Source organism: Pseudoxanthomonas sp. UTMC 1351, assembly GCF_040948865.1.
GTDB lineage: Bacteria > Pseudomonadota > Gammaproteobacteria > Xanthomonadales > Xanthomonadaceae > Pseudoxanthomonas_A.
Genome location: NZ_JAVGJT010000006.1, coordinates 258501 through 269568 on the forward strand (window position 1 = coordinate 258501; position 11068 = coordinate 269568).

Sequence of the window (11068 nt, forward strand, 5' to 3'; positions counted from 1 at the left end):
GTTGCCGAATTCAATCCAAGACCGCAATCGCATCAACCTCGATCAGGTAGCCCGGGGACAGCGCTGTTACGCCGAGCACTACGTCAGCGGGCTTGTGAGCGCCGAATAACGCAGTCCGGGCAGCTTCGATAATCGGCAAACATGTGTCGCGTTCGTAATTGACGACATAGATCGTGATTCTAGCGACCTGGTCCGGCCTGGCACCCGCAGCGGCAAGTGCACGGCCGAGATTGGCATACACCTGGCGCGCCTGAGCCGCAAGATCACCACGGCCAACGAGCTGGCCGTGTATGTCTTCGGGCTCCTGCCCCGCGATGAATACCAACTTGCTGCCCGTCGCCACGACGACATGGGTGTACGTTTGCTGCGGCGGTAGATCAGCAGGATTAATGCACTTGAGCGTCATTGAGTACTTCTCCTGAGCCTTCTGCTATTGAGAATCCGACTAGCTTGATGCGGGGCCTAACGCCTTAGTTAAGCCGCGCCGCGAAGCGGCGTCGGATTGAATGATGAGATGGACTCCTCCCGCGTCGCCAAACGGCTTCGAAGAGCCAGACTGATGTTTAGCATCAGGACACGGGATCACGAGAGGAGTCCACGACATGCATGCTACGACCGTCGCCATCGATTTGGCAAAAGACGTTTTTGAACTGGCTTTCGCCGACGCCCAGGGCCAGGTGATTGAGCGCAAGCGGCTCTCCCGCAAGGCCTTTGCCCGCACGCTGGAGCAGCGGCCTGCGCTGCGCGAATTGTTAGGCGGCGACGACATTAATCACCGCCGCCGTCTCCACCACCATCAGTACCGCTGCATCCACAGATCCCGATACCTGGACCGTCCGCTACGCCACCATTAGATGGCAGATAAAGCGGGTCTATTGCTCTGGGCGAAGTCGAGCCAAGTGCCTGGGACGAGGCGAACGCCACGCACACCGCCGCCCCAATGATTGGCACGAGCCAAATGAAAGCTAGTTGCAGTAAACGTTGAGATGAGGAAAAGGCCGAGACTCGAAGCACTACGACGGATGCAGCGATGTTGATAAGTGCAGCCACTGCGACCAATACAAGTATCAGTTTCACTGAAATCTCCAACGCCGCCTAACTACCTAATAGCCGGAGCCCGAGGTCCGGTTATACGACTTATCCACAGAGCGCCGTATGGTGCCCTATCCCTTTGATTCGGATTGATCTTATGTCGCTGCGGTCCGGCTAACAACCTGGCGTATAGCCGGGCCCAGGCGGCCCTCGCGAGCAAAGGGGCAAACCGACCAGCGTCGGCGCAGAACGGTCGGAAAAATAAGCCCAGCCCGTTTGGCTAAAAGCGGGTTTCACGGGGTGATTTCGGAAAAATTCGCCAGGCTAAGTGCTTGTTACCACGGCAAAAATCGCCAGACTTTTAATCTTTTGGTCGAAGGTTCGAATCTTTCACGACCCACCAATCAAAGTTAAGCGCCAAGTTCATCGCCAAAGGTTTGAAGAAGCCGGAAACGCTGGCGCATTAGTTCACCGCGCAGCTGTCGTATGCAATGCCCGGTGTCTTTATCTTTCGATATCGAACAGAACGGCAAACTTCACTATTCTCGGCAATCGCGCACGTCGAATCAGTCAGGTCTCTGCGTTCAAGGATTCGGCAATGCAGAACTGATCGGCAAATTGCTGGCCATCATGGCACGCTTGGGCTGCAGCCACATCCCGAATGCCGACAGACTGATGAGGGCAGTGGTAGCGAGTTCGCCGCCATCTTCAATCAAGGTCAGCAACGTTTGCGACGCATTCTTTGCCACCGTTCCATGCACGACATCCACGCCGACGCCAAAGAAAACCAGTATTCCTAGATAGGCGGTGAAAACGAGATAGGGAAGCCAGTCGTCCTCGTCGCGAATCAGGCGTGCGCCGGCGAGCCAGAGTGCCGCCGATAATAATCCCAATGAAGCGAATCCGATCACCTCGCCGGCCACTGGCGACAAGCCGAATTCCGCTGTCAACATCGCGCCAATCGTTTCATGCAGCCCGAACGCGTCGTCGACAAACGTCAGCAGCAAGATCGCTGCGCAGGCGTACCAATGCCGTTTGCGGCGCGTCCAGGCGAACATGGCAAACAAGACGCACGCCGCCAGCTCCAAGCCGTAACCGAAGGTTTCGGGAAAGCCTCCATCGACGAACGAAAACTGCAGGCGGTCATAGAAGAAGCTATTCGTCAGGTTGTGCTTTTCCACATACGCATACCTGACGAAGCAGGTGATCAAGATCCCGATCACACCGATCACGACTGCGACAGTCCATCGATGCAAACGATCCGGAAGAATCAAAAAATTCCGCGCGAGCCGCATGCAACGAGGAGCGAGGTAGGGGATCGAATAGGCCCGGTAGCCCGTCGCGACGTACATATGACCTCCTGAGGGAAGACCTGTCGTCCGCAAGGCTGGGTGACGGACACGTCATAAAGGTGTCATATATTGATCAGGCGGTTGCAAGGTTTGCAATCTTTCTGGAGCGCTTTTCGCCAAGGGAGCTGCAGAAACTAGCTTTTCTCCCGGCCGCATTAATGTAAGTGATAGCAGCGTGACGGCGCAAATCCCTACGACAATGGGGTAAAAACGAAATCCAAGAGGAATATCCACGACGTCAGTGGCGCCTGTAGATAACAAGAGTTCGAATTTCGTCGGTAGCTTTAAAACATTTGGTCAAACCGCGCCAACTAGAACGAAACAAGCCGATCGGAAACTCTGCTGGAGCGCTGGCGATACAGTCGTTCCGCCGACGTGAGCGCGAAGAAACCCGCAAGTGTGAGCCACGCGACAGTCAGGAATAAGCGATAGCGTTTACTGTTTCCAATGAGCGAATCATGAGTTTCTTCATTCCCATGCCCGTGGCAATGATTCGGCATTCCGCACGAGAGTTTGGCCGACCCAAGGCGACGTTCGCCTGGATGATCTAGCAGAAAGTATGGATCGTTAGATAACGGCTCGCTGGTTCAACGAATCATCACATCACCATCTGTGCCGGCCGGTTCCATCATGTCTGCCGAACGACTTCATTGTCAGACCACACTGCCAATTCATACCCGTCCTGATCGCGGAAGTGGAATCGGCGGCCACCGGGGAAAGCGAAGATGGGTTGCGCGATGGCACCGCCAACCGCTTCGATTCGCTCAAGAGTGGCTTCCAGGTCAGTCGAATAGATGACCATCAGCGCGCCGCCGGGATTGGGTTCGCCATGGGCGAAGCCGCCTGTCAGGCGACCATCACGGAATTCGCAATAATCGGGACCGTAATCTTGGAAGGTCCAGCCGAACGCTTGGCCGTAGAACGCCTTGGCAGCGGCAATCGAGGCGACCTTGAACTCCACATAGTCGATGCGGTGATGGTTTTCGGCATTGCTCATGCTGGGTTTCTGGGAAAGAGATGCGGCATAGTCTGACGGGAGAACGTTGACCGAAGAAAGGTTCGCGTCATGCGCGGACCATTGGCGTACCAGTGGCGGAACGAATAGGCGCTGCTGTTCTCCGTTTGACCGTCAATGTAAACGTTTTCATAATGGCCTTCCTATTCTTTGCCGCATCCCCGGGAGCTACTCATGCCTCATCAGGACCGGATCCAAGGCCTGATTTCACGGATGACGCTGGAGGAAAAAATCGGCCAGCTGGGCGCGTTCGCCGATGCGCTGCGCCCGTTCGCGTTCGAGGTGAACCCGGAAACCTTTGCACGCGATGCGGAGCAGGTGCGTCAGCAGATTCGTGCCGGTAGGGTCGGGGCGTTGTTCAACGGGGTGGGGGCGGCTGAGGGGCGTGAGGCCCAGCGCATCGCAGTGGAAGAAAGCCGTTTGGGCATTCCGTTGCTGCTGGCTGCCGACGTGATCCACGGCATGCGGACCGTGTTCCCGATTCCGCTGGGCGAGGCGGCGAGTTTCGAGCCGGACCTGGCCGAACGCACCGCTCGCGCCACCGCCGTCGAGGCCACTGCCGCGGGCATCCACTGGACCTTCGCGCCGATGGTCGATGTGGCCCGCGACCAGCGCTGGGGCCGGGTGGCTGAAACCTCCGGCGAAGACGTGCATCTGTCCAACGTCTTTGCCGCGGCGCGGGTGCGGGGATTCCAGGGCGACGATCTGACTGCACCGGATTCGCTGCTGGCCACCCCCAAGCATTTCGCCGCCTATGGGGCGGTCGCGGCAGGGCTGGACTACAACCAGGTGGATATCTCGCCGCAGACGCTGCGCGAAGTGCACCTGCCACCGTTCAAGGCCGCTATCGAAGCGGGCGCATTGACTTTGATGAGCTCGTTCAACGACATCAACGGTGTGCCGGCTTCGGCCAACCGCGAGTTGTTGACCGATGTCCTTCGGGACGAATGGGGCTTCCGCGGTTTCGTTGTGTCCGATTACACCTCCGACTTCGAACTGATCGCTCATGGTTTTGCCGAGGACGAGGCCGACGCAGCGAAGAAGGCGTTGGTTTCCGGTTTGGATATGAGCCTGCAGAGCGGCTTGTACGCCGCGCATATGGCCGACCTGGTGGAGCGTGGTGAAGTACCGATGGCGGTGGTAGACGAAGCCGTGAGACGGGTGCTGGCCGTCAAGGCAGCGATTGGTTTGTTCGAGAATCCGTATCGTTCACTGGATCCGCAGCGTGAACAGGATACGTCGCACCTCGCGGACCACGATGCGCTGGCGCGCGACTGTTCGCGCCGTTCCATCGTGTTGTTGAAAAACGAAGGCGAAGTGCTGCCGTTGAAGAAGTCAGGCCAGCGCATCGCCTTGATCGGACCGTTCGCCAGTGATCGCAGCAATCTTGGCGGTTGTTGGAACATCTTCGGCGACAAAGCGCGCGAGATCGATCTGGAAACCGGCCTGCGCGCTGCAATGACCGATCCCGATCTGTTGATGGTGGCCCAGGGCTGCGATTTCGAAGCACCCGTCGAAGGCGGCATCGAAGCGGCAGTGGAAGCCGCGCGCCAGGCCGACGTGGTGCTGCTGGCGATCGGCGAGCCTTCCGATTTCAGCGGCGAAGCGCAGTCGCGCACGCAGATCATCATTCCCCCTGCGCAACAGGCATTGGCGGAAGCTGTCGCTACCGTCGGCAAGCCCGTCGTGGTACTGCTGCGCAATGGTCGTGCCTTGGCGCTGACCGGTGCTGTCCGCGATGCGCAGGCGATTCTGGTTACCTGGTTTCTGGGCACGCAGACGGGCCCGGCCGTAGCGGACGTCGTTTTTGGCGACTACAACCCTTCGGCAAAATTGCCTGTCAGTTTTCCGCAGGATGCGGGGCAGCAGCCGTTCTACTACAACCATCCCAGCACGGGTCGCCCCAACACGCCGGGTCAGCCGCGATTTTTCCAGACTCGCTGGCGCGAGGTTACGCATACGGCGCTGTTCCCGTTCGGCCACGGCTTGAGCTACACCCGGTTCGAGTACGACCGGCCTGCACTCAGCGACGAGCAACTCACGTGGGATGGCACGCTGACATTGCGTGCCCGCATTACCAATGCCGGCAATCGCGATGGTGAGGAAGTCGTGCAGCTGTACATCCGCGACCGTGTCGCCAGCCGCGTGCGGCCCGTGCGCGAGCTGAAGCGGTTCGAGAAAATAACGCTGGCAGCGGGAGAATCGCACGACGTGGTGTTCACGTTGTCGCGACAGGACTTCGTTTTCTACGGAACAGACAACCAGCCAATCGCAGAACCCGGATGGTTCGATGCCTGGATAGCGCCTTCGTCGGCCGCCGGTGAAGCGGTGGCGTTCGAACTCCTGGCGCCGTAGCGCCCGCGCGTCCGGTCCGTTTTGCATACGCGAGAGTTGGTCTTTTGGAAGAGCATCGTTCGACACCGCATTTCAGCGGTCACAAGGCAGGAACCGCGCCAGGAGCGCGCGAGCAGTTCTCCACACGGATAGCGTTCCTCATTGCGGGCCTGGCGGTGTCCGCCTGGGCGCCGCTGATTCCTTATGCACGGCAGCGGCTACACGTCGATGACGCCCAGCTCGGCTTGCTGCTCCTGTGTCTGGGCATTGGATCGGTCGCCGGCATGCCGTTGGCAGGCGGATTGGCAGCACGCTTCGGCTGTCGCAGGGTGTTGTTGTGCATGGGCGCCATGTTCTGTATCGCACTGCCGTTCCTCGCCATTGCCCCGACGATGCTGGGAATGGCGTTGGCACTGCTGATCTTCGGGGCGGGAATCGGCATCTTCGATGTCGTGATGAATATCCAGGCCGTGATCGTGGAGCGTTCCGCACACCGCGCGATGATGTCCGGATTCCATGGCATGTACAGCGTCGGTGGCATTGCTGGTGCGGGTGGCGCATCTGCATTGATGGCGTTGGGCTCCTCGCCGCTGGTGGCCGCCGTGGTGGTGGCACTGCTGGCGGCGGTGGCGCTGGCCGCCATCGCAAAGGCGCTGCTGCCCTATGCGGCCGAAAGCGGTGCGCCCGCGTTCGTGTTGCCGCGTGGAAGTGTTCTGTTGATAGGAGCCATTTGCTTCGCGCTGTTCCTGGCCGAAGGCGCGGTGCTGGATTGGAGCGCGGTATTCCTGACCGCCGTACGTAACGTCGACCCGGCAACGGCGGGGTTCGGCTACGTCGCCTTCGCCGCCACGATGACGCTGGGTCGGCTGACTGGCGACTGCGTAGTGCATCGTTTGGGCGCCACGCGGGTGGTGCTGTTCGGTGCGCTGCTGGCCGCTTCAGGATTCCTGCTGGCGATTCTCGCGCCGTCGTGGGTGCTGTCGATCATAGGCTTCGGCTTGGTGGGAGCCGGCGCGTCCAATGTGGTGCCGGTGATGTTTTCGGCGGCGGGTCGTCAGCAGGTAATGCCCACCCATCTGGCGGTCGCGGCGATCACCACGATGGGGTATGCCGGAGTCCTGCTGGGGCCGGCGTTGTTGGGCTTTGTCGCCAAGGCCACCACGCTGTCGTTTGCACTGGGATTGCTGGCCGCGTTGTTGGTGGCGGTCGCGATGACTGCGCGCGCAGTGACGCGATGATGTGCGCCTTGTAGATCTGAGCTTGCTCGGCTGCTCTTCTATTGGGTCGTGCAGAAAATGCCAAGGCAGCGGAGCAAGCTCAGCTCTACGCGCATGCACTGACTTGTGTGGGAGCGACGGTCATGACGCTGATGTTTTCCGGTCGCGACTCACGTCGCTCCCACAAGGAGTTGATCCATGCCTTCTGGAGCCGAACTTGCTCGGCTGCTCTTCGCCTCCCCATCGATCAGCGTGTGCGTCAGGCAAAAAGCAGCGGAGCAAGCTCCGCTCTACGAGAAGCTCGCAGCCGTTTTTGCTTGCCGTTGCGACGGCCTCATTGCTACTGACTCGGCGCCGTTGCGGGGCAAAGCTCCGCTCTACATAGGCTTAGCGATGGGGCCCGTAGTAACCGGGATAGGGGCCATAGAAGCCAGGCCCATCTGAACGGTCGACGTGGATGTTCAGATTGAACGTGCGGGCATCGCCGTTATCGTTGTTGTAGGATTTGCAAAGATTGATCGTGGCCGCGTTATACGTGCTGCGGCCGTAGCCTTTGCTATAGCCGATGCCGGTGGTGAAGCTGCCGGTCACGCCATCGCCGTCGCGGTCGTTGTGCATGATGACGCAGGGGTCGCGCTCGCCGTCATCGGCCACTGTCGCCAGAGGCGGCCCACTTTTGTCGCCGTAGTAGGTGCCGGGCGGATCCGCCGTATAAGGCACCGCCTCGCGCGGCAGCGTCAGGTCCAGCTTTTCGGCCTCCGATTGCGCCCAGGCCGGCGACGCGGTGAGGGCGACCAGCAGCGCGAGGGGCAAGGTTTTCATGACGGTCTCGATGCAGGAGGGCGCGTTAACGCGTGCGCGATGCATCGAAAGCTACCAACCGGCGTTTGAACGCGGGCTGATGGGTTCATCGCCTTGACGGGAACTCCTGGAAAAGCGCCTTGCAAGCGCTCCTGCAACAACTTCAGCCGGCGCCTTGTACGGCGTCCAGCACCTGCTGCCCGTAGCGGGCCAGCTTGGTACCGCCGATGCCGCCGACGCGGGCCAGATCGCCCAGGCTAGAGGGGCGGTGTTCGGCGATGTTGCGCAGCGTGCTGTCGTGGAAGATGACGTAGGCGGGCACGTTCTGTTCGCGTGCCAGTTGCGCCCGCAGCTCGCGCAGCGCCTGGAATACCGGCAGGTCGTTCGATGGCACCGCAACGCCGCTGCGGGGGCCGCGCTCGCGTTCACGCTTCTCCTGGGATTCCTGCCGTAGATGCAACGTGCGTTCGCCACGCAGCAGCGAGCGGCTGGCTTCGGTAAGGCGCAGGCCACCGTAGCCTTCGGCGTCGACTTCCAACAAGCCGGAAGCCACCAGTTGGCGGAATACGCTACGCCAGGTTCTGGCGTCCAAGTCTTTGCCGATGCCGTAGGTGGTCAGCTGGTCGTGACCGCATTGTTTGATGCGTTCGCCATCGCTGCCGCGCAGCACATCGATGATGTGCTGCACGCCGAAGCGCTGCCCGCTGCGGTAGACGCAGCTCAGGGCTTTTTGGGCGGCCAGCGTGGCGTCCCAGGTCTGTGCCGGCGACAGGCAGTTGTCGCAGTTGCCGCACTGATGCGCGTAGGCCTCGCCGAAGCCAGCCAGCAGTACCTGCCGGCGGCATTGCATCGATTCGCAATAGCCCAGCAGTTGGTCAAGCTTTTTGCGCTCCAGTCGTTTGCGTTCTTCGCCGGCTTCGGACTGCTCGATCATTTGCTTCAGCAGCACCACGTCGCCCAATCCATAGCACAACCATGCGTCGGCGGCTTCGCCATCACGGCCCGCGCGGCCGGTTTCCTGGTAATAGCCCTCAAGCGACTTGGGCAGATCGGTATGCGCCACGAACCGGACATCCGGCTTGTCGATGCCCATGCCGAAAGCGATGGTGGCGACCATGACGATGCCGTCTTCGCGCAGAAAGCGGCGCTGGTTGTGCGCGCGGACCTTTGCATCCAGCCCCGCGTGATACGGCAGGGCATTGAAGCCTTGTTCCGCCAAGAATTCCGCCGTCTGGTCCACGCGCTTGCGCGACAGGCAGTAGACGATGCCCGCCTCGCCGCGGTGGGTTTGCAGGAAATCGCGCAGCTGGCGCTTGCTGTTGTCCTTCTGCACCACGGTGTAACGGATATTGGGCCGATCGAAGGAGCTGACGAAACGACGCGCTTCGGTCAGGTTGAGCCGTTCGGCGATCTCGCGCTGGGTGGGCGGGTCGGCGGTCGCGGTCAAGGCGATGCGCGGCACGTCAGGCCAGCGCTCGTGCAGGATCGTCAGTTCCAGGTATTCGCGGCGGAAATCATGACCCCACGCGGATACGCAATGGGCTTCGTCGATGGCGAACAAAGCGATGCGGCTGCGTTCCAGCAGGGACAGGAAGCGGTTGGTCAGCAATCGCTCCGGCGCCACGTACAGCAGGTCAAGCTCGCCGCGCAGTAGCGCTTGCTCCACTCGAGCCGCAGATTCCGCGTCCAGCGATGAATTCAGGAATTCGGCGCGCACGCCGACTTGGCGGAGGGCTTCCACCTGGTCCTGCATCAGTGCGATCAGCGGCGATATCACAATGCCAACGCCGTCGCGCAGCAGTGCAGGCACCTGATAGCAAAGGGATTTGCCGCCGCCGGTGGGCATCAGCACCAAGGCGTCGTTGCCGGCGACCAGGTGTTCGACGATGGCTTGCTGGGGGCCGCGGAATTGCGTGTAGCCGAAGACCCGCTGCAGCAGGTCCTGAGGGAGTTCTGACATGGGGATAGGGTAGCAGGCTAGTGCCTGTTTTTGCTTCGGGTTTCGTCGTAGCGGAGGCTTTCGGATAGATGATCTGAACGGGCGGTTTCCGCGCTTGCAGCGGGCGTCACTTTTCTTGTGTGGCCAAGAAAAGTAACCAAAAGAAGGCCACCCCTGGCAGCGCGCCCCTTCGGGGTACGTGTCGCCGGCGGGAATTTTCGGAAGGCACATCCATGTACCTGCCGAAAACGCCGCGCGTCGTGCGCGGCGCCCCAAGGGGTTGTACCCACCGGCGCCACCGCGCCTTAAAGGGGACCCCGAAAAGCGAAGGGCAGCAGCGAGAGCAAGAGCGAAAGGCAAGGCATCTGCATTTTTGCCTTTGCTCGTGCAGTTGCTGTGGCTTTGGCATTGGCTTTTGATCTTCGGGGCCCCGTCTAGGTGCGGCAAGCGGGACGGGTAAAACCCCGCAGGGGCGGCGCACAGGATGTGCGTCGTTTTCGGCAGGCACATGGATGTGCCTTCCGAAAATCCCGGCCCGATTGCGGACCCCGAAGGGGCGCGCCGCCTGGGGCGTGTTTCTTTTGGTTACTTGTTCTTTGCACGAGCAAAGAAAAGTGACGCCCGCTGCAAGCGCGTAAGCCGTCAGCACCAATGAGCCGTCCGCGCCAGCGCACAAACGTGCGCCGATGCTTTGTACTTTCAAGGAAGAGAATCTCCAGTGCCAATACAAAAAAACGCCCGACTCAAGCCGGGCGTTTTTCGGGGGTGAAAGCGAGAGCATTCACTCCAGCAGCGAACGCAACATCCAGGCGTACTTCTCGTGCGTCTGCAGGCGCTGCGTCAGCAGATCCACCGACGGATCATCGCCGGCCTCGTCAGCCACTTGCAGGACCTTGCGGGCCGTGCGGCAGACAGCTTCGTTGCCGGTGACCAGCTGCTGGACCATGCCTTGCCAGGCCGGCACGCCGGTGGCGCCGGGCTCTTCCTGGATAGAGGACAACTTCACGAACTCGCCATAGGAACCTGGCGCGTTGTAGCCCAGCGCGCGGATGCGTTCGGCGATCTCGTCCAAGGCTGTCCATTGCTCGGTGTACTGGGTTTCGAACATGGTGTGCAGCGAATTGAACATCGGCCCGGTCACGTTCCAATGGAAGTTGTGGGTCTTCAGGTACAAGGTGTAGGCGTCAGCCAGGAAGCGCGACAGTCCTTCGGCGATCTTCTTGCGATCCGGCGTACTGATCCCGATATCGATGTTCGGCGAAGTGGCCGCCTGAACCAGCGGGGTGGGTTTGCTTTTTGTCTTGGTTTTGGTCTTAGCCATACAGGCACTCTCCTTCAGGGGTATAGGTCGGGTCATCCGTTGGGTTCACAATAGCCA

The 11068-nt window shown here is 60.5% G+C and carries 8 protein-coding genes and 1 pseudogene; 3 read left to right on the plus strand and 6 right to left on the minus strand.

Annotated elements, in window-relative coordinates:
* Positions 1–10: 10 nt before the first annotated feature.
* Positions 11–406, minus strand: coding sequence for a RidA family protein (locus AB6O04_RS05090; protein WP_368562708.1), 396 nt, complete (start codon positions 404–406; stop codon positions 11–13).
* A gap of 196 nt (positions 407–602) precedes the next feature.
* On the opposite strand from AB6O04_RS05090, the pseudogene AB6O04_RS05095 reads away from it, so the two are divergent.
* Positions 603–746 (plus strand): annotated as a pseudogene (locus AB6O04_RS05095) (IS110 family transposase); the annotation flags it as partial.
* Between the two features lie 870 nt (positions 747–1616).
* Here the strand turns inward: AB6O04_RS05095 and AB6O04_RS05100 are convergent.
* Both AB6O04_RS05100 and AB6O04_RS05105 read right to left on the minus strand, forming a co-directional pair.
* Positions 1617–2384: a hypothetical protein gene (locus AB6O04_RS05100; RefSeq protein WP_368562709.1), complete on the minus strand. Its 768-nt coding sequence runs from the start codon at positions 2382–2384 to the stop codon at positions 1617–1619.
* Between the two features lie 628 nt (positions 2385–3012).
* Positions 3013–3381, minus strand: a complete 369-nt coding sequence (locus AB6O04_RS05105; RefSeq protein ID WP_368562710.1) for a VOC family protein — start codon at positions 3379–3381, stop codon at positions 3013–3015.
* 192 nt (positions 3382–3573) lie between these two features.
* Between AB6O04_RS05105 and bglX the strand changes: the two genes are divergently transcribed.
* Positions 3574–5754, plus strand: a complete 2181-nt coding sequence (bglX, locus tag AB6O04_RS05110) for a beta-glucosidase BglX (RefSeq protein WP_368562711.1) — start codon at positions 3574–3576, stop codon at positions 5752–5754.
* Between the two features lie 44 nt (positions 5755–5798).
* Positions 5799–6971: an MFS transporter gene (locus tag AB6O04_RS05115; RefSeq protein ID WP_368562713.1), complete on the plus strand. Its 1173-nt coding sequence runs from the start codon at positions 5799–5801 to the stop codon at positions 6969–6971.
* Between the two features lie 366 nt (positions 6972–7337).
* Here AB6O04_RS05115 and AB6O04_RS05120 read toward each other — a convergent pair whose 3' ends face one another.
* The 3 genes from AB6O04_RS05120 to AB6O04_RS05130 all read right to left on the minus strand — a co-directional run bounded on the left by AB6O04_RS05120 (position 7338) and on the right by AB6O04_RS05130 (position 11011).
* On the minus strand, positions 7338–7772 hold the full coding sequence (locus AB6O04_RS05120) for a hypothetical protein (RefSeq protein WP_368562714.1): 435 nt from the start codon (positions 7770–7772) through the stop codon (positions 7338–7340).
* 142 nt (positions 7773–7914) lie between these two features.
* Positions 7915–9711, minus strand: coding sequence for a DNA helicase RecQ (gene recQ / locus AB6O04_RS05125; RefSeq protein WP_368562715.1), 1797 nt, complete (start codon positions 9709–9711; stop codon positions 7915–7917).
* 760 nt (positions 9712–10471) lie between these two features.
* The gene (locus AB6O04_RS05130) at positions 10472–11011 is read right to left on the minus strand and encodes a Dps family protein (RefSeq protein ID WP_368562717.1); all 540 of its coding nucleotides are present in this window, start codon (positions 11009–11011) and stop codon (positions 10472–10474) included.
* Between the last annotated feature and the right edge of the window lie 57 nt (positions 11012–11068).